The 19,692-nt window shown below is 36.8% G+C and carries 14 protein-coding genes and 1 other RNA gene; 8 read left to right on the forward strand and 7 right to left on the reverse strand.

The features are described 5' to 3' along the window. The first annotated feature begins 104 nt into the window (after positions 1 to 104). Positions 105 to 1,976 carry a BglG family transcription antiterminator gene (locus BQ9859_RS11535; protein ID WP_075878303.1) on the forward strand — a complete coding sequence of 624 codons (1,872 nt, stop codon included), beginning with the start codon at positions 105 to 107 and terminating at the stop codon, positions 1,974 to 1,976. A 75-nt stretch (positions 1,977 to 2,051) separates the two neighbouring features. On the opposite strand, the gene BQ9859_RS11540 is transcribed toward BQ9859_RS11535, so the two are convergent. After that, positions 2,052 to 2,432, reverse strand: coding sequence for a desulfoferrodoxin family protein (locus tag BQ9859_RS11540; protein ID WP_075878304.1), 381 nt, complete (start codon positions 2,430 to 2,432; stop codon positions 2,052 to 2,054). Positions 2,433 to 2,543: 111 nt separating this feature from the next. Continuing rightward, positions 2,544 to 2,801: a hypothetical protein gene (locus BQ9859_RS11545; protein ID WP_075878305.1), complete on the reverse strand. Its 258-nt coding sequence runs from the start codon at positions 2,799 to 2,801 to the stop codon at positions 2,544 to 2,546. 308 nt (positions 2,802 to 3,109) lie between these two features. Between BQ9859_RS11545 and BQ9859_RS11550 the strand changes: the two genes are divergently transcribed. Continuing rightward, positions 3,110 to 4,015: an RluA family pseudouridine synthase gene (locus BQ9859_RS11550; RefSeq protein WP_075878306.1), complete on the forward strand. Its 906-nt coding sequence runs from the start codon at positions 3,110 to 3,112 to the stop codon at positions 4,013 to 4,015. On the opposite strand, the gene BQ9859_RS11555 is transcribed toward BQ9859_RS11550, so the two are convergent. Further along, entirely contained in the window at positions 4,010 to 4,468 is a 459-nt protein-coding gene (locus BQ9859_RS11555) for an Lrp/AsnC family transcriptional regulator (RefSeq protein WP_075878307.1), read from the reverse strand. The two genes, BQ9859_RS11550 and BQ9859_RS11555, sit on opposite strands and share 6 nt — an antisense overlap. A 110-nt stretch (positions 4,469 to 4,578) precedes the next feature. Here BQ9859_RS11555 and ssrA point away from each other — a divergent pair. Continuing rightward, positions 4,579 to 4,961: a transfer-messenger RNA gene (gene ssrA, locus BQ9859_RS11560) on the forward strand. Between the two features lie 171 nt (positions 4,962 to 5,132). Here the strand turns inward: ssrA and BQ9859_RS11565 are convergent. After that, the gene (locus tag BQ9859_RS11565) at positions 5,133 to 6,470 is read right to left on the reverse strand and encodes an IS4 family transposase (protein WP_075878308.1); all 1,338 of its coding nucleotides are present in this window, start codon (positions 6,468 to 6,470) and stop codon (positions 5,133 to 5,135) included. Between the two features lie 463 nt (positions 6,471 to 6,933). Between BQ9859_RS11565 and BQ9859_RS11570 the strand changes: the two genes are divergently transcribed. The 3 genes from BQ9859_RS11570 (at position 6,934) to BQ9859_RS11580 (ending at position 11,924) form a co-directional block, all read left to right on the forward strand. Further along, entirely contained in the window at positions 6,934 to 7,206 is a 273-nt protein-coding gene (locus BQ9859_RS11570) for a hypothetical protein (protein WP_075878309.1), read from the forward strand. 390 nt (positions 7,207 to 7,596) lie between these two features. Next, positions 7,597 to 8,193: a recombinase family protein gene (locus tag BQ9859_RS11575; RefSeq protein ID WP_075878310.1), complete on the forward strand. Its 597-nt coding sequence runs from the start codon at positions 7,597 to 7,599 to the stop codon at positions 8,191 to 8,193. A gap of 308 nt (positions 8,194 to 8,501) precedes the next feature. Next, positions 8,502 to 11,924 carry a leucine-rich repeat protein gene (locus BQ9859_RS11580; RefSeq protein WP_075878311.1) on the forward strand — a complete coding sequence of 1,141 codons (3,423 nt, stop codon included), beginning with the start codon at positions 8,502 to 8,504 and terminating at the stop codon, positions 11,922 to 11,924. Positions 11,925 to 12,104: 180 nt separating this feature from the next. On the opposite strand, the gene lon is transcribed toward BQ9859_RS11580, so the two are convergent. The 3 genes from lon to BQ9859_RS11595 are packed head-to-tail and all read right to left on the reverse strand — an operon-like array spanning position 12,105 to position 16,409. Beyond that, entirely contained in the window at positions 12,105 to 14,525 is a 2,421-nt protein-coding gene (gene lon / locus BQ9859_RS11585; RefSeq protein WP_075878312.1) for an endopeptidase La, read from the reverse strand. 59 nt (positions 14,526 to 14,584) lie between these two features. Then, complete coding sequence (locus BQ9859_RS11590; RefSeq protein WP_075878313.1) at positions 14,585 to 15,145, reverse strand: TetR/AcrR family transcriptional regulator; 561 nt, start codon at positions 15,143 to 15,145, stop codon at positions 14,585 to 14,587. Positions 15,146 to 15,191: 46 nt separating this feature from the next. Then, positions 15,192 to 16,409: a PucR family transcriptional regulator gene (locus BQ9859_RS11595; protein ID WP_075878314.1), complete on the reverse strand. Its 1,218-nt coding sequence runs from the start codon at positions 16,407 to 16,409 to the stop codon at positions 15,192 to 15,194. Between the two features lie 206 nt (positions 16,410 to 16,615). Here BQ9859_RS11595 and BQ9859_RS11600 point away from each other — a divergent pair, with 206 nt between their 5' ends. Together BQ9859_RS11600 and bsh are read left to right on the forward strand one after the other, a co-directional pair. Continuing rightward, on the forward strand, positions 16,616 to 18,556 hold the full coding sequence (locus tag BQ9859_RS11600) for an NAD(P)/FAD-dependent oxidoreductase (RefSeq protein ID WP_075878315.1): 1,941 nt from the start codon (positions 16,616 to 16,618) through the stop codon (positions 18,554 to 18,556). Positions 18,557 to 18,642: 86 nt separating this feature from the next. After that, a complete protein-coding gene (gene bsh / locus BQ9859_RS11605; RefSeq protein ID WP_075878316.1) occupies positions 18,643 to 19,623 on the forward strand; it encodes a choloylglycine hydrolase in 981 nt (326 codons plus the stop codon). Positions 19,624 to 19,692: the final 69 nt, after the last annotated feature.

Consider the following 19,692-nt stretch of genomic DNA (forward strand, 5'->3'; position numbering starts at 1 on the left):
AGTCATTAGGGATTGCCTGCTTATTGCATATCCCACATAAACATTTTGACATCCCCTATGAAACTGTCAATTGTTAGGAAGGGTGTATAGAAAGTAGAGGCAGCATGAATACTATTACCAATCGACAAGCAGAAATTGTGAAAGAATTAAGCAAAAATGATATTCTTACTTCACAGCAGCTGGCTAGTATCTTACATGTATCTTCCAGAACCATACGAAATGATATTCACACTATCAACAAAATATATCCAGACAGTATTTCCATACTGCAATCCAGCGGATACAGATTGAATAATAAACAGTTTTTACAAAAGATCCATTATCATCTCTCCAGAGATGAAGATGGAGATACCCAAGATTTCAAAGTATTGAAAAAGATCTTGTCTGCTTCAGAAAACGATATTGAAAATCTGAGCGATGAATTGTTCATGAGTTCTACTTCCCTGCTGCGCATCGTCAAAAGAATTAACCAGAAGCTGGAAAACAGCAATATCCATGTCGATATCGTACGGCGGAAAAATCATTTGATACTGATTGGAACAGAAGAAGATAAACGCAAAGTAATGTCATACTATCTTTTACATGAATTTAGCTCGAATACGCTGAATATCAATGATTATCAAAACTTTTTCAGCAAATCGATCGATCTGAAAGAATTAGAAAAAAACACGATTGCTTTTTTTCGCGAAAATAAGATCAAGATAAAAGATATCCAGTTTATCTCTTTCATCCTTCATGTGACGATCATGATTGACCGTATCCTGCATGATCACAGTATCCTATATGAAAATGATATGGAAATCAATCCATATTATTTAGAATTGGGAAAACGTTACTATGCGATGCTGCATACAATGATCGATATCACTTTAGACAATAATGAATTAATGTATCTGGCTTCCTTATTTGCCGGGAAAATAAATATACGATCGGAAGATGAATCAAAGAAGTTATCGATGCTGATCAATCTGATATTGAAAGATGTCAATGAAATCTATGGTTTTGATTTTCAAAAAGATGAAAAGTTAAAGGATAATTTATTAAGCCATCTGGTAAATCTGCAAAACAGGATCAAGTACAGCACGTATCTACGCAATCCAATGTTAGAAGACATCAAAAAGCGATTTCCTATTTTGTATGATATCAGCGTATACATGGCCGATCAGATACAAAACTATTTTCATATCAGTTTGTACGAAGATGAAATCAGCTACTTAACACTGCATTTAATGGGTTCTTTGGAACGTGCAGACAGTTCCCATAAGAAATATGTTGTCATCGTATCTCCTGTGGGAAACTCAGGCGTACAATATTTTAAAAAAAGACTTGCCCGTATTCATCAGTATGAAATCGAGATCAAAGGTGTGCTTTCTGCTTTTGACCTCGATAGAGTAAAGGAAATCAAACCGGATCTGATCATCAGTTTTGATGATAAGATCTCCCTGTCTGACTATCCTGTCTATATCGTTAGAAATCTTCTAAATGACAAGGATATCGAAAATATCTTCTTTTTTCTCAATCATCACAAAAAGGATTCTCCCTGTGCAAACTTTTTTGAGGCTGATTTGTTTTATCCGAGAATGGACTTTTCTACAAAAGAACAAGTCATCGATTTTCTATGCGAAAAATTAAAAAGCAAAGGCTATGTGGAAGCAAATTATGAAAAGCTGGTTTTAGAAAGAGAAAAAGTAGCCCCTACAGCCTATGGAAATTTTCTTGCTCTTCCTCATCCAATCAAAAAAGAAGGCCTTTTTAACAAGATTGCGGTTTGTACGCTGAATAATGCAATCGAATGGAATGACAAGAAAGTAAAAATTGTCTTATTGATTTGTTTGAGCCGCAATGAACAGCATGCGGATGAATTTGACGATCTGTTTGGCCGCATTTCCGAAATCCTGGACGATGAAGAAAAAGCGAAGAAACTGATGAAATCAAATGATTTGGAAGAATTTCTTCATTTATTTTTGAACAATTAAAAGGACCAAGACATTGTTTTTAGACAATGACCCTGGTCCTTTTCTATTCAAAAACCTTTATTTCTGTTTATCAAATTATGCTTCTACTTCTGTTTTCCACAAACCATGCAGGTTGCAGTACTCGTAAACTTCCACTTTGCCTTTATAATCACCTAATGCAAATACTGCTTTAGGTGCAGCACCCGGCTGCAGATCTGCACGCAATACCTGATTGCCTGCTACTGCCCAAATATTAGTAATGTAGTGCTCTGGCAGCATTGGATGTTCAACAGAACCAACGACTACTTCCAGCTTGCCATCTTTTACTTCTGCAGCTGGCACGTGTTTCTCTAATGCACCATCTGTCGTATTTGCTGTTAATTCAACCATCGGCTTTCCACAGCACATAACCGGTACACCTTTATCGACAACTTTTTCAATGATATTTCCACAAATCTCACACTTAAATACTTTCATTTCTCTTTCCTCCTGTCATTATTCTTTTCTTTACATCGTCAGTATAACATAACTCTATACTGTCGTCATGCTAGATGCATTTATTTGATCAGAAAAATATGCATTAACTTATTATGGATAATAAGTGTCTGTGAAACGGTGTTCTAAAGCTTTTTGTATTTTATGCACGATTGCCTTGCTGATCAGATAATCCAGTGGAACAATGAAAAACAAAAGAAGAAACCAGCTGATGATGCCAACCATCATTGTGCTTTGCCATGCTAATATACCAAACAATTCATTATTGATCTTTGCTATGAATCCATAACAAAGCATAAAAATAATGAGAAAGCATAGCACGCCAGCAAAAGAAATCATAAACTTTTTCATGTTGCCACCTCTCTTCATCTTTATTATACGAAATCAACTCATCGCTTTACAATAAAAAAGTACATTAGTGTTTCGAATGCATTTGTGCTTCTTCCTTACACTGCATGTACAATTCTTTAGCTGCTGTCACCATGATGATGACAACTACAATCGCAGCTATTTTCATCCTCTCATCCTCTTTCCTTATCCATTTTTATCTTATCACCTTTTATGTAAATATACGGTTAAAAAATATCAATTCGTTATGAAATATCTGGCGTTGACATCAAATGTACAATTCGTTAAGATGAAGAAAAGCGAGGAACAATATGAAATTTACAATTACTGATCAACAGCTTTCCATTCCTATTTCACAAAAGACCAGTATCGATCAGATACTGCAAGATCTTTTTCTTTCTAAAAAGACACGTTATTTGTTATATCAAAATGCTTTGATCACGGTCAATGGCAACATACAAAAACAAAATAAGTCTTTGCAAAACGGCGATCTTCTCATGATCCAATCTGTTTTCCCATCTGAATCGATTCCTTCTTATGCACACGCCATTGATATCTTATATGAGGACGATATATTCCTCGTCATCAATAAAGAACCTCATATGCTGGTACATAGCGATGGCATCAACACAGATCATACAGTTTGCAATTGTGTGCAGTATTACTTTATGCAAAGCCAACAAACGTGTCCTGTTCGTCCCTTGCATCGTTTAGATCAAGAGACCAGCGGCATCCTGCTTTTTTGTAAATATCCACTATTGCAGCCTCTGCTGGATCATTGGATGGAAAGCAAACAGATCCACCGCAGTTATCTTGCAGTCGTCGAAGGAAAATTTCCAAACAAGAAACAAGTGTATACAGATCCGATCGGCAGAGACCGCCATGATGCTCGTCGTTATATCACCTATCCGAAAGGAAAACCTGCTTGTACCAAAGCAGCATTGCTGCAATATGATGAGAGAACAAATCGTTCTTTGATCCGCTGTACGCTGGAAACAGGACGTACCCATCAGATACGTGTCCATCTGAGCGCACACGGCTATCCTTTGGTCAATGACCCATTATATGGCAGAAAGAAAAAAAGAAGCGGCCGATTAGCTTTGCATTCAGCAACGATTTCACTTTTCCATCCATTGACGCAGCAAATGCTGACCATTTCTTGTCCGCTGCCAAAGGATTTGACACAATTGATGCATCTAACAAAAAAGGGACTATAAGCGAAGTCCCTTGATATCTTTGATCCTGGATAAAATAATGTGACAGCTGCATTCTAAAACACCGGGTAATCGATCGATCGTTTCCTTCATCAGCCGTTCTAATTCCTCATTCGATGAAGCCACTGCATGTACATGCAAGCGGCTTTTTCCAGATACGCGGTAAATCTGCGTAATTGTTTCTTGTGCATTTAACAATTCAGCTACGTGCATCAGTTGATCCGGCTCCGTAATTATTTCAAAGTAACAAGAAATAGCTCCACTAATCTTTTGCGGATTGATGATCGTTGTATATTCTTCGATCACCCCTCTTTTTTCTAAGGCCTGCACACGCATCTTGACCGCAACACGTGAAATACCGATCTGTTCACCTATCTGTGAATATGTCATTCGAGCATTTTGAATCAATAACTGAACGATTTTCTGATCAAGTTCATCCAAACCATCCAAAAACATCTGACATCCGCCCTTTCTCTGTTATTATAGCCTGTCGCCATGCTTTGAGCAAACAAAAACATTGAAGGATACCCGGTTTTGTGATACACTGAGAATGCCTATCGAAAGCAGGGGGTGTTCTGGTTTCGACAGGGATATGTCTGATATGGACTGCAGCCGAGTGATTACGTAATAATCAACTTAAATTAAACGCAAAAACTAAATTAGCTAACGTGTTCGGTGTAAACCGTGCCGTTGCTTTCGCTGCTTAATAACCGACGATAGGTTCGCAGCCTCCCACTGACAGAGTGTTCTGCGCTGTCTTGGTGAGCTTAATCTAGTGGAACTCAAGGCAGAGAACTTGTTTCGATTCTCTGCACAAAAATTTAGAAACACATTTAACAGATGTTTGCTCATGCACAAACTGTTAAATTATCCAGCCATGAGATAAGCTGTAGATGTCTGTATGGGGGACTGTTTCTGGACAGGGGTTCGATTCCCCTCACCTCCACCAGTATACGTAAAAAGCCTTTAAATAACAATGTCATTAAGTTAAGAAGGCTTAAAAAGTCACGGGTTAAATTTTCCTGTGGCTTTTATTATTTAGGAGAATTAATTTGCTTTTTTGGCATGATAAAAACAACTTTTATCAAAAGTTTTAAAAAATATGTTATAGTAGTAGTGGTTAATAGATACGATAATTAGATGCAGTATAGTTTTGTGGATGTGGAGATCTCACAAAACTTCTTCCTTTTCTAATTGGGGATGTATCACTAATTATTTGTATATCGAGATTAGGTGGAATTCCGCCTTTTCTTTTTGTTTTGAAGAAGACATCCATTATAAGATGGATGGCATTAGAAAAATTTATCTTATGTAATAACTTCTTCTTCATCTTTTGTTTCCTTTGACTCTCTAGATATGTATTAATGATAGAACATAGATTGTACATGACAAGTTTAGCCAAAATCTCCTGTATGATGAATTCTTTTTTTCTACTTTTAAAATTGATTACGTTTATATCGTGTTTTAAATAATTAAAGGCAATTTCGATGTTCCATCTTAATCCGTAAATATATTTTATATCTTCACAAGAAAACACATCACGTTCTAAATTTGTAATCAGCACTTCATAATTGTTCTTTAATTTGAATCTAAGAATCCTCCATGTTGTGTTATAAAAATGTGTATCTTCATTTAAAAAATCAAATTCCTGTGATTTTTGGATGATCTTATATTTTGACTTCTGTTTTTGATATTCCTTTCGATTGTAATTAGTAAATATCAGGTCTATATCTTTATCAAGTTCACTTTCAGGTATATCTAAACCGGTAATAATTCCATTCCCTCCATTAATATCTTTTGCGCGAATGATAAATTTTGTTTTCTGTTTTAAATTTTCAATCAGATTAGCTCCTTCATAGCCTCGATCAGCGATCCAAATGGTTTTATCATTTTCATTGCAGCTAACGAGCTGCATCATTTGTATACGTTCATCATATTGCCTAATACCTTTGATCATGGCATCTATAAATCTAGAATTCAGGACATCGTAAGCAGCACTCAAATGCACTTGGTTATAACCTTTCCCTTGTGTATTGTCTGTTTTTCTTTTGCCATTATGAAAAGTAGAAACATCGTCTGGATTATAAGGGATATTGATCTTACTTCCATCCACCGCAATGAGTTTATAGCCTTTAAAGGTTTTCTTATAAGGATACTTTTGATTTAATGAGTCTAATAAGAAATAGAATAGATTTTCTTTAAGTTTCGCTCTGGATTGGACCATAGCGCTGCTTGATACAGAAATTTTCGTATCTTTACAAAAGTTACGCAATTCATTTTTTAAAGTAGAAGGACCGGAACCTAAAATGAATCGGACGGTTTCTACGATTCCAAGTTTAGAAGAACGAATAAAATTTTTCTGAGGATCAAGCACCAAAGAACGATGAATGGATTTATCAGCCAGGGACTCAATGATTTTGTTTAAATCAGAGATGACATTAGAAGAAAAAGAACTCATAAGATATCACCTCCAAAACAAAAATCCTACAGAAATAAATAATAGAAACAAATAAGAAAGTATAGATAAGGAACATAATTGATACCTCCTAACACTTCCTACGAAAGCGTGGAGCATAGCTCCACGCCGCATATTTTCATTTTTGTCAAGAATAAAATAAAAAAGTAGAGCAAAAAAAGATTTCTGCTCTACTAATTAAAAGCCCTCATATTTAACTTAATGACATTGTTTATTTAAAGGCTTTTTTTGTGTTTTTAAAGGTGTCTGCTAATGTTTTTGCTAATGAGTTAAAAAAATTATAGGGGATACATTTCATATTTTATATTAGTAACCATTCTATTACAGTTTTGTCATAGTTATAAAACAACATATACATTACATCCTATACCCTGTATACTAATAATTGCCGAATTCGATAGACTAGTGATAGAAACAAAAATGAATATAGCTTGGGAGGAAAAGGATGGATTTTTTATATGAAATGATTTTTTTAGGATTAATAGAAACAATGAAAAGCAAACATGTTACACGATGGATCAAACTAGTTATTGCAATCCTTGTATCCATCTTATTTGTTAGTGTATTTACTGTCATTGCTGCTTACATTGTGTTTGGAGAAGACATTCACATTTCAGAGCGTATTTTATATGCAATCTTTATGGTGATTATCACCAGTTATTATATACATCTTATTAAAGGCATCAATCAGAAAAAAATTTCTAATAACAGAACTTGATATGAAAAATCAAATTTTTCATTTTTTTAAGATATAATTCCATATTCATTTATATTTGATGATATACATCATGAATATATAAAGTATGTCTAAGTGACAAAAGCAATATTCTATTTTGTCACTTTTTTTTGTCTATGCTTCCCTAAAATAAATTACCAATTGAAAATTGAAACCTATATATACCTTTCAGAAATAAACTCTGATAAGAGCCAATATAATTTAACAGCTTGAATAATAAATAACCTTTTTCGTTTAAAAACACCTTTTGAAATATTTACTTATGATAAATCAAATGACCTATAATTTATTTAATCACTGTAAGTTTATCTATAAAAAAATCTCGACATTCTTATAAAACAAATCCAATAGATACATTAGGAGGTATTGTAAATGAAAAAAAATATTTATGGATATGTACGAGTTTCTACTAAAGAACAATGTGTAGATAGACAGTTAATTGCATTAAAATCTTTTCCTGTAAACGAAAAAGATATTTTTATGGATAAACTCAGCGGAAAAGATTTTAATCGTCCACAATATCAGCGTTTACTCTATAAATTAGAAGAACAAGACATCCTAGTCATAACATCAATTGATCGTTTAGGAAGAAATTATGAAGAAATTTTAGAACAATGGCGAATTATTACAAGAGAAAAAAAGGCAAACATTGTTGTCCTAGATATGCCACTTCTTGATACACGCCATGCCGGAAAAGATCTAACTGGTACATTTGTTGCAGATCTTGTATTACAAATTTTATCTTATGTAGCACAAACAGAACGTGAAAATATACGTCAGCGTCAAAAAGAAGGTATCGCTGCTGCGAAAATGCGAGGTGTTCAATTTGGAAGACCCCGAAAAAAAATACCTGAAAATTTCGAACAAATTAAAATAGATTGGTACAATAAAAAAATAACAGCTCGATCAGCCGCTAAGAAACTACATATAGCACCAGATACCTTCTTACGATGGGTTGAGAATAAATAAAACAATTTGTTCTTTAAAAAATGTGCGAAAATGTAGGAATTATCAAACACTATTAGTCAAATCTGTTTAACTCATTAAATATCTAATATGAAGGGTACAGTCGAACAAAAAAAGGCAAAATCTTGATCAATAATTATACACCCCTCCCCTATTTTCATTATATAGCATGTATCAAAAAAAGCCTACATTATCGAACAATCAAATATAGAAACATTCATCCTAGCAAAAGCAAAATATTCTTATTTTCGATTATAAAATATTGAAGGGATTAGCAAATTGAAAATGGTTATGGATCTAGGAGGAACATCATGAAAAATAGATTTGATTGTCGTAAACGTCTCGCATCTTTTTTAGTTATTTTATTACTATTCTCTATTGTTTCTCCAGTTGTTTATGCTCAAACAGCTGACAATATAGAAGAAAATGAAAAACTTGATGATACAAACAAAGAAAACAATACATCTGGTGATATGAATGAAAAATCAGATGGTTCCATCCACTATAACAATTCATCACTATCAATAGAAAATATTGAAAATGATGAATCTGAACAAAATCATGCAATAGAACAACCACTTTTCTTATCTACAAAAAATACACTTACTTTAAAAAATAATTTAGGTTTATCTGCAGAAGATCCTATCATCGTCCCTGAAGAAGGGATGGTAATCAAGAATAAGACGTATTATGGAATAGAAAAAGACTGGTTTAAAACAATAAATCCAAATAAACAAACCATCTATCTTTCTATTCAAATTCCTAACACTGTTACTACCATTGCGAATGATGGTTTCCGTGATTCCTACACAAGTGACAAAAAGAACTACAATGCTGTAACCAGTTATGATGCTATTGGAAGATACAGTATTGTAAGTATAGATTTTTCGACAGCTACTAGTCTTACAAACATCAACAATCAAGCCGCTATGGGATGTGCGCTATCAGGGGTATTAGATTTATCCAATACTAAGATAAAAACTATAGGAAAGAGTGCTTTTAGTGGCTGTAATCAATTAACTGGAATCATTTTGCCAAATACTTTAGAAGTTCTAGGTGATGTTAGCGGAAACAGCGGTACCGTATTCAATGGTTGTACCAGTTTACAATTTGTCAAAACTGCAAGCAGTGCAGCAAATGTCAAATTTGAATTGCCGCAATCTTTAAAGGTCATTGGAAAACAAACATTTAGAAACTCATTTCCAAAAGGATCTAATTTAATTATTAAATTACCTACTTCTGTAGAAATAGTCGGCTCAGAAGCTTTTTATAGCAACAGTGCTTTTTCTCAAATTTACATTGAAAGAAAATCAGATCTTTCAGGTTACAGTAGTACAGGATTTAAAGCGAATTCTTCTTCAGATTGTTTATTAATTTTTCCAAATGCTGATGCTTATCAGGCAACAAGCAGCTTCACACGCGTATCAAAAACTTACCCTGTAACATTACAATTCACAAATGCAGATAATACAACCATTATTCAAAAAAAATTATATGGTCAAAGCATTAAATATACGTTGAACAGCGATAATATCTGGTATTTAGATGATCAATACACCTTGCCGGAAATAGATCCAATCAATACAGTACCTGGTTATGATCTTGGATGGCAAATAAATGGTAGTACTTTTGTGTTATCAACTTCATCAAAAGTAACTGGCTGGATTGACGATATTCTGACCATTGAAACTGTTAATGACTCAATTGTAGCTAAACCGACTGTTGACTTTACTGTCAATGGAAATGTTGTAAAAGATCCAGTAGAAGGTGTACAAACTTTAAATGTAGATGTAGATGAAAATAATCCCGGCAGCATAGGAGTACGCGTAACCCATCCATTGGCAACAAAGGAAGCAAAGGAAAAAGGAACATACGTATATTTCAAATATTGCTGGTGGGATGAAAGTAACAACGGGGTGAATGGTCCACGAAGTGAAGAACAACCGGATATATTTTCCACCTCAACTACCTCTTCAAAATTAAATCGGGTTTATACAGATTTATCTGCTATCGAAATACGAGATCCATCTGATGCACGAACAAATGGCAATTATTATCTAGTTGAGATATATGGATATTATGTTGAAAAAAATGGGACTCCTAAACAATTTTATAAATCAAATCATAATTTTATAGGCGTCGGTCAAGATGGAAATGCGGGAAAAGGTTATGTCATGGAAGTAAATGTGGTAGACAAGACACCAATCACCATTACACCTGCAGATATAACGATTTATACTGGCGGAGAAGGACATGATGGAATTGTAGATGAAAATGGTGAATTTGTAAAAGATTCATCTACTAACGGATTTCCTGAGCCTGAATTTTATCTAACGCTTCCTGATTATATAAATACACTTTTGGGTGATGAGGCTAGTTCTACAAACCTAAGCAATCAAATAACCTTCTATTATGATGATGGACAAGGTACGAAACGAGAATGGAAAATCGAGCCATATGGAACTACTGCGCATAGCACAAACAAAAACGCACAAGAAGGAGGGTCAAAATTTCTATACCGCATACTGCCGAGCAGCGACGAAAAAATTCCTGTTCGCATAGAAGTTACAGATCCAATTACTGGAAATACCGTCATTGAGGATAAATTTGATCCGTCAAGTACTGAAAACTACAAAGTATATGACATATCCATTTATTCAGACGGGATTAATCAAAACTTTGTCAAAGCAGTGATCACAATTGGTAGTGATCATTATACTCTACCTATACAATTTGATACTGGTAAACTAACTGTTCGAAAACTGAATCAAGAAGTAACAACAAATATCGTATCACATGAGCAACAAATAGACAAAGATACAGTTAATGCAGTATTACCAGATGATACAACATATTTTATAAACGACAGTAATGTAGAAATTAAAAATACCGACGGTCTACATCTATTAGTTGACAATATCCAAAATTCGCATATATTCATACAGTACATACAAAATAACATTATTCTTGATGATATGAAAGATATTCACTTTGGCTATGAGCATTTTTATTTGGATTTGATAGACACCGAAAATGGTAATGTTTATGTAACATTAGAAAATAATACGACAACAACGCTTTATTGGCCATTGCCGTCAGATTACTCACCTAATGGACATTTACAGATATTACATTTTTCTTCACTTGATCGCAACCACAGTGAAAGCCTAGAAAACATGTTAGGCAAATATCCACCAGAATCTCTTGATTATGTTATTAAAGAAATCAACGGAAAACAGTACATTCAATTTGAAGCTTCTTCATTTTCACCATTTGTATTGTTATATGAAAAAAATCCAGATAAGTATAATTTAACTGTGGAAAACGGTAGTGGAGATGGACAATATGAAGAAGGAGAAAAAATATCTATTGTTGCTGACAAAGCTCCTACAGGAAAAATTTTTGATAAATGGATAACTTCTGATAGCACTTATTTAGAGGATGTTTATAATGCGCATACTACTTTCACAATGCCAAATCATGATGCAACGATTATAGCATCTTACAAACCAAAAACCACGGATACTCAAGAACCAACAGATCCGAACAATCCTCAAACACCTCCAGAAGAAATAGAACAGCCACAGCAAAACAACCAAATAGAAGCATTAGAAAAAGCAGAATCTGATGTAGATACCAATTCTTTGGATGCAACCAACCTATGGATTTCTGGATTCTTAATTAGTTTACTCTTATGCAGTACTATATATACAATAAAACGACAGAAAAAATAAAGGAATTTGATACTTTAGTTCCTGTTATTGATTAATTTTATATTTCTACATAAATTCCTTCTTACTAAACAATTCAGTAGGGAGGAATTTTTTTATAGAACGCATATAAAGTTAAAAAAATGGAAACCTCCTGCTGTATCCTAGAAGGTATCCATTGGTTAGATAATATATTTTACTATCCTATAAAATTGGCATCTGATGAGTCGCATGTTCCAGATCGGTTGAAATCTTTCCATGATTCTCTTTTGTATCTGGATGAAGTCGCTGGAATGAATATTGCAACTGCTTTAATGAAATACCTAATGCATGGTGCAATACATCTTCCACCGTCTCTACGCATTGGATCTCCATTGAATCTTTGATGACTTGCGGCAATTCTTTAAGATCACCTTCATTGTCTTTTGGAATCAATACTTTCGTGATACCGGCCTGACGTGCTGCTAATAGTTTTTCTTTCAAACCGCCAATCGGCAAGACAGTACCGCGCAATGTGATCTCACCGGTCATAGCGAGCGGCGGACTTACTTTGATTCCGGTCAATAACGATGCCAAAGCGGTAAATAAAGTAACACCCGCAGATGGTCCATCTTTTGGAACAGCTCCGCTTGGCACATGAATATGCAGATCGTGTTCTTTAAAATACGACGTATTCAGCGGCAGGCGAGAACGCAACAGACTGACTGAGATCATCGCAGATTCTTGCATGACATCGCCTAATTTTCCAGTCAATTTGAGATGTCCAGATCCTGGCATATCCACCGCTTCAATAAACAAGATCTCTCCGCCGACCGGTGTCCAAGCTAAACCTGTTACTACACCTGCAGGATTTTCCTTTTGTGCACGATCGTGTCTTGCTAGTGGTTGTCCTAATACTGTTTCCAGATCTTTCTTTTTAATGCTGTATGGAAGCGTAAGCTCACCCATGACATATTTTTGTGCTACACTGCGTGCTGCATGTGCTAATTGTTTTTTCAGACCACGTACGCCTGCTTCTCGCGTATAGTTTTCGATTATGCTCTTTAATGCTCCATCTGTATACGACAACTGATTCGTATCCAATCCAATTTCATCTAATACTTGCGGAATCAGATGTTCTTTTCCAATATGATATTTTTCTTCATCTGTATAACCAGATATAGAAATCACTTCCATACGGTCAAGCAACGGCTGAGGAATCGTATCGAGAGAGTTTGCAGTCGCAATAAAGAATACATCCGATAAATCATACGGCAGATCCAAATAATGATCGGTAAACGTATTGTTCTGTTCGGGATCCAATACTTCCAACAAAGCACTGGCCGGATCACCATTAAAGCCGCCGCCTTGTAATTTATCCACTTCATCCAATACCATGACCGGATTGGTGCTGTTTGCTTTTTGCATGCTTTTTAAAATACTGCCTGGCAATGCCCCTACATACGTACGGCGATGACCACGAATCTCTGCTTCATCGTGAACACCTCCCAAACTTAGACGTACATACTTTCGATCAAGTGCACGTGCAATACTTTTGCCTAAGCTGGTCTTGCCGGTTCCAGGAGGACCCACCAGCAACAAGATAGATCCTTTCTTGTCTTCTTTCAGTTTCATCACAGCTAAATGCTGCAAAATTCTTTCTTTTACTTTTTCCAAACCATAGTGATCATGATCTAAGATCTTCTTTGCTTTTTTCAGATCGATCGGTTTCGATTTTTCACGCTCCCATGGCAGAGACAATAAGAAGTCCAGATAATTGCGAATGATGTTTTCTTCTGAATTTCCCATACCCATGGATTCCAGTTTTTTGGCTTCTTTCAATGCTGCTTTTTCAATATCTTCAGGCAGATGAGCCTGCAGGATCCTGCTTTGATAGCTTTCTTCCTCTTCGCTGTTTTCTTCATCTTCCTCTAATTCTTCTTGAATGGCTTTCATCTGCTCGCGCAAGATCTGTTTACGATACGTTCGACTTGTCTTATCCGAAATCTTTTCGCGCATTTCCAAGTTTATTTCCAGTGTTTCTTTTTGTTTCAACAGAATATCCATAAATGTCAAACCGCGTTTCTTTATGGAATCCATTTCTAGCATTTCATATTTTTCTTGTGCAGATAATGGCAAGAATTGACTCAGATAAGCAATCATCGTATTTAAATCTTCGATATTGTCTAACATCTTCGTATAGATCTCACCATTTTTAAAGTGAGATGCCAACTCGCCAACAGTCTCTTTCATATAAGACAGCATTTGACCGGCTGCTTTTTCATCCAGGTCTGCTTGTTCAATATCTGTTGTAAACTCTGCGATCCATTGTCCGTCTTCTTGATATAAATCAAGCACTTTGACACGATGCATCAGTTTGGCGGAAAAATACGTTCCTTTTTCATTTGTTGCCAGCTGTCCGTTTGCAAAAGATACACCATAACTGTAAAAATCTTCTTTTTGGATATCTTCTTTTGTCACATCCCTGCGTAACGGCAGCAACAAAAAGGCAGCATCTTGACGAAGTGTTTCTTTCAGATTGACCGGTTCTTTGCTGTAATAGATCATGGTAGAAACACCCGGTAATAACATAATATTATATACAGGAAAAACATATCCTTTTTCAACATATGGTACAGTATCCATCAATACCCCTCCTTTTAAATGAATGTTCATTTAATAATAGAATAAAAATAATTACAAAATTACAACACAGCTTTTTGGATCATTTCAATCAATTCCTCCAATTGATTTTCCTTTTCACGTTCATTTTGATAATGATCGGATGCAATTGCTTTGATCGGATAGAACAAAATAGCGGAGACACTTTCATCACTGTAGCGGCGTGCCAACGGCCGTTCATTCTTTTCTTCGATCCATCGAAAGATATTTTGCACTGTTTTCTTACAGCTGCATTTATTTGACAAAGCTGGACAGTTTGAAAATTGCTCAACAAAGCAGTACGCTTCCGGATGATGGGTCACATAGTCATAGTAACGACGAATCAGTGTTTCGATCATCTGTGCACCGCTCATATTGCGATCGATGCCAGTCAATAGATAATCAAATACTTCCTCTGAATATTCCAAATAAATATCCTGCAGCATTTCCTCCTTATTCTCATAGTATATGTATACAGTTGCCGGAGATACACCTGCTAATTTTGCAATTTTTGCTATGGAGGTTCCATTGAATCCTTCTCGCAACATCAATTCAATCACAGCATGTCGAATACGCCGTTCTTTTTCATCATCTTTTCGTCTCATCTGCCCACCTCTTTGTTTTCTATAATAAATGAACATTCACTTATTGTCAAGTTTCTTCCTTCTGTTCCATCAAATAAAAGTTGATGGAAACGTGTAATACGGTCTCAAAATCTTGTAATGAATACCCTGTGATCGTTTCAATTTTATGTATTCGATAAGGCAGAGAATTACGATGTATGTGCAATTCTTCAATGATCTTTGCACTCTGTCCCATGAAACGGATATAGCAGGCAAGCGTATCATACAATTCACTGTGATGTTTGGCATCGTATTCCTTTAACATCAGTAGCATGGGATGGGTTGCATTATAAATGCTGGTATGACTGCTTCCTGTTTCAATCAAAGAATATAATGCATATGAAGGATAATCATACAAGCAGAGCTGCGGATCTCGTTTTTTTCCTGCTTTTAAGGCATCAATTGCCTGTTCCATATGTTCCCTGCAATATAATAAATCCGAAAAAGAAACACTGCAGCCTGCCTTTAAATGAAAACCGGTCAATAATGACTTGATTTCCCGCATATGTTGTGAAGAAGCAGCCATAGACAAATCATAGAAAAGCACATACAGGATCTGATTGCGGATCAAGGACAATTGAGAGGGAACGATCCTTTCTAATTTTGCACAAAAATTAGTAAAGACTCTCTCTACGCTTTGTCCTTCTCCTTGAATGGCCAGCAATTGATAACTGGCCTGCGGATAGAAATCGGTATTTTGCTGCCACTGGTGAAGCTGTTCTTTCGTTGTGATCTTTCCTCTTAATAATTCATTTGCAAATGCTTTTGGCTGCAGCTTGGCTATATTGCTTTGTGAGCGCTTCTCTTGATATAGGATCGAACAAATCTTGGCAATGATCTCTACCGCACCGGAGATGTCATCGTTCCATTGTTCTTTTTCACATAATAACGAGATAAAACCTTCCGTATGACCATTGACCTTGATCAGTGCAACGATCTTCGGTTCCTCCTTGGCAGCTCTTCCCCAATCGACAAGATATGGCCGTTCATTTTGATCAGCTGACTGCAGGATGCCGTCTTCATATAATTCCATGATGGTCTGTGTATCATATTTTCCTTTTTCTAACAATAGATCCCAATACGGCTTGCCGCTTTTTACACGGGGATAGATGCCCAAGAGCTGATAAGTCACATCCGTTGCCAGTATTGGCAAATGCACATGATGATAGGCGGTCTCCATCAATTCCTGAATGGTGCCGGACGGCAAATGTTCCAATAGATCATGGTAGAGCTGTACATAATTCATAGATTCACCCCTTTTCTAAAACTATCTTTACTTACATTATACGTACTTGCTGATGTGATTTCTATATTTCCTATTTTATTTTTTGTGCATCTGCACAATTTATAGAACCTGTTTTCTTTTTTCAGCACAATGCATTCTCTCAGTTTTTCTTTTATAATATTTTAGAGAAAAGCCTTACAAAAGGCGATGAACAGGAGGTTTTGCTTATGGGTTATGAAAAGCTCTTCACACCATTTAAAATTGGTAAGATGGAAGTGAAAAACCGTATTGGAATGTCTCCAATGGGTACAAACTCTGCATTTACCAATGGTCGAAAAGATGCACAAGAAATTGATTATTTTATTGAACGTGCAAAAGGCGGCGTTGGCATCATCTTCATGGGATGTCAAATGTTAAATGAGAAAATTGCACAAGGTTCTATGGAAGGTTACTTAGACTCTTACACTGTATTGCCTTCTTTGACTTCCGTATGTGACGGCGTACATCGTTATGGTGCAAAGATCGTTTGTCAGGTTTCCCCGGGTACCGGACGTAATGCATTCCCGGATACTTTTGGAAATCCGCCTATTTCTTCTTCTGAAACACCATCTGTCTTTAATCCGGATGTCAAATGCCATGCATTGACAAAAGAAGAAATTGCACAGATCATGGAAGGATTTAAATTCTCTGCCGGTGTTGCCAGAGATGCAGGTTATGATGCCATTGAGATCCATGCGCATGCAGGTTATCTCATCGATCAATTCATGTCCCCTGTCTGGAACAAACGCACTGATGAATATGGAGGAAGTCCAGAAAACTGTGCGCGTTTTGCAGTCGAGATCGTACAGGCCATCAAAAGTGTCGTAGGTGATTCGATGCCTGTTATCTTCCGTATTTCTCTGGATCATCGTTTCCCAGGCGGACGTACGATCGAAGACAGCGTCAAACTGTTAAAGATCTTGGAAAAAGCCGGAGTAGATGCATTCGATGTAGATGCAGGATGCTACGAAACATTGGATTACATTTTCCCTCCTTCTTATTTAGGAGAATCCTGCATGTCTTATGTATGCAAAGCTGCACGTGAAGCAGTTAGTGTTCCTTTATTCACTGCAGGTACATTAGCACCTGATTCAGCACTCGAGCTGATTGAATCCGGAGTCGTAGACTTCACAAATATGGGCCGTGCCCTCATTGCCGATCCGCAATTGCCAAACAAATTGATGGAAGGCCGTCCCGAAGATGTGCGTCCTTGTCTGCGCTGCAATGAATACTGTATCGGACGTATCTGGAACCGTCATACAAAACTCAGCTGTGCAGTCAATCCACAGGCAATGGAAGAAGTACGCTTTGAAATCAAGAAGACAGATGCACCAAAGAATGTCGTTGTCATCGGCGGCGGACCTGCAGGCATGGAAGCCGCACGCGTAGCTGCAATCGAAGGACATCATGTCGTATTATATGAAAAAAATGATCGCTTAGGCGGCGTCATGGGGGATATTTGTACAGCCAGCTTTAAGCAGAACATCAAAAAATTAACAACATGGTATCAAACACAATTACAGAAATTAAATGTTGAAGTACATTTAAATACTGAAATCACAGGGGAAGAAGATTTCTTAGATACATGCGACAAGATCATCATCGGCTGCGGTGCCAAACCAATCATGCCGAAGATTCCCGGCATCGATAACGACAATGTTGTCACGATGCTGGATGCACATCGTGATCACACACGTTTGAAAGGTGAAAATATCGTTGTTTGCGGCGGCGGTGCTTCCGGATTAGACGGTGCATTGGAAATGGCAAGCGAATTGGGCAAAAAAGTTACAGTTGTAGAAATGCAGCCGCAGTGCGGTAAAGACGTATTCTTTATCAATCAGATCACATTATTCAATAAACTAGCAGAAGCCGATGTTACCTTGATGACCAATACAAAAGTGATTGCAATGGATGCAGAAGGTCTGACAGTAGAATGTGCAGATGGCACAACAAAGAAGATTCCTGCAGATACGATCGTCAATGCCTTTGGCATGCGTCCAGATCTCAGCGTTGTCGACAAGATCAAAGCAAAATATCATATCAAGACGCGCGTCGTTGGTGACAGCAATGCTCTAGGCAAGATTGGCGAAGCAATCCGTGATGGATTCTATGCTGCTACATCTTTATAAAAGTTAAAAAAGAAAGCTCATGCAGCTTTCTTTTTTATTGCTTAAAATCTGTTTATAATAAGAGTAGATAGAAAGAAGGTATGCCTATGTGTACAAGCATTTCCATGTATGAAGGAATCTATGGCCGCAATCTGGATCTGGATCATTCTTTTGGTCAAGAGGTCATTATTACCCCTCGCCGCTACCCTTTTACGTTTCAACAAGGCGAACCGTTGCAAGAGCATCCGGCAATGATCGGTACAGCAACAAATTTTCAAGGATATCCGCTTTATGCAGAAGCAATGAATGAATATGGTCTGTATATGGCCGGATTGAATTTCCCGGGGAATGCCGATTACAGTTCCCATATAAACCTGGCAGCGCCAGCCTATGCCCCATATGAGCTCATCCCATGGATCTTGGGTACTTGCAAAACGGTACAGCAGGCAAAACAACAGCTTGCAGACTTTCAGATTCTCAATAAACCGATTGTCCCTCAAATTCCATTGGCGCCATTGCATTGGCAGATTGCAGATGAAAAAGCAACCATTGTTTTAGAAATCATGCAGGATGGGATCCATATTTACGATGATCCGGTCGGTGTACTGACAAACAATCCGCCATTTCCTTTTCACCAGTATAATCTTCGCCAATATCGCCATCTGTCTGCAAATGCAGATCATGTTGGCTTTCCTGCACAGCAAGACCTGGAAACATTTGGCGAGGGCATGGGGGCCATCGGTCTTCCCGGTGATTTTTCACCAGCTTCCCGTTATGTCAAAGCTGCTTTCTTAAAATGGACAGCTGCGCCTGCAGCAGAAGAAGAGCAGCAGATCCAGCAATTTTTCCACATATTGGATGGGGTGGCCATGATCAAAGGCAGCGTGATTACCAAAGATGGAAATTATGACATCACCATCTACTCTTGTGCCCTGTCAAAGAGAACAAAGACGTATTACTACAAGACCTATGATTGCAGTCAGATCCATATGATCCGCATGGAAGATGTCGATTTAAATGCCTCCCGCCTGTTCACCCATCCGATGCAGGAAAATGTGAATTTCCAATTAGAAAAAGCAATAGAGTAGAGGGAAGAAATTAATCTTCGCCCCTCTCATTGCACCGTACGTACGGGTCTCGTATACGGCGCTACATTT

This window comes from Merdibacter massiliensis (genome assembly GCF_900155395.1).
Taxonomy (GTDB): domain Bacteria; phylum Bacillota_I; class Bacilli_A; order Erysipelotrichales; family Erysipelotrichaceae; genus Merdibacter; species Merdibacter massiliensis.

Bases quoted from the DNA above. Each gene is read 5' to 3' on its own strand.
- BQ9859_RS11580 (WP_075878311.1), top strand. From the start codon at position 8,502: ATGAAAAATAGATTTGATTGTCGTAAACGTCTCGCATCTTTTTTAGTT.
- BQ9859_RS11570 (WP_075878309.1), top strand. From the start codon at position 6,934: ATGGATTTTTTATATGAAATGATTTTTTTAGGATTAATAGAAACAATG.
- BQ9859_RS11545 (WP_075878305.1), bottom strand. From the start codon at position 2,801: ATGAAAAAGTTTATGATTTCTTTTGCTGGCGTGCTATGCTTTCTCATT.
- BQ9859_RS11575 (WP_075878310.1), top strand. From the start codon at position 7,597: ATGAAAAAAAATATTTATGGATATGTACGAGTTTCTACTAAAGAACAA.
- BQ9859_RS11555 (WP_075878307.1), bottom strand. From the start codon at position 4,468: ATGTTTTTGGATGGTTTGGATGAACTTGATCAGAAAATCGTTCAGTTA.
- BQ9859_RS11565 (WP_075878308.1), bottom strand. From the start codon at position 6,470: ATGAGTTCTTTTTCTTCTAATGTCATCTCTGATTTAAACAAAATCATT.
- bsh (WP_075878316.1), top strand. From the start codon at position 18,643: ATGTGTACAAGCATTTCCATGTATGAAGGAATCTATGGCCGCAATCTG.
- BQ9859_RS11590 (WP_075878313.1), bottom strand. From the start codon at position 15,145: ATGAGACGAAAAGATGATGAAAAAGAACGGCGTATTCGACATGCTGTG.
- BQ9859_RS11600 (WP_075878315.1), top strand. From the start codon at position 16,616: ATGGGTTATGAAAAGCTCTTCACACCATTTAAAATTGGTAAGATGGAA.
- BQ9859_RS11535 (WP_075878303.1), top strand. From the start codon at position 105: ATGAATACTATTACCAATCGACAAGCAGAAATTGTGAAAGAATTAAGC.
- lon (WP_075878312.1), bottom strand. From the start codon at position 14,525: ATGGATACTGTACCATATGTTGAAAAAGGATATGTTTTTCCTGTATAT.
- BQ9859_RS11550 (WP_075878306.1), top strand. From the start codon at position 3,110: ATGAAATTTACAATTACTGATCAACAGCTTTCCATTCCTATTTCACAA.
- BQ9859_RS11540 (WP_075878304.1), bottom strand. From the start codon at position 2,432: ATGAAAGTATTTAAGTGTGAGATTTGTGGAAATATCATTGAAAAAGTT.
- BQ9859_RS11595 (WP_075878314.1), bottom strand. From the start codon at position 16,409: ATGAATTATGTACAGCTCTACCATGATCTATTGGAACATTTGCCGTCC.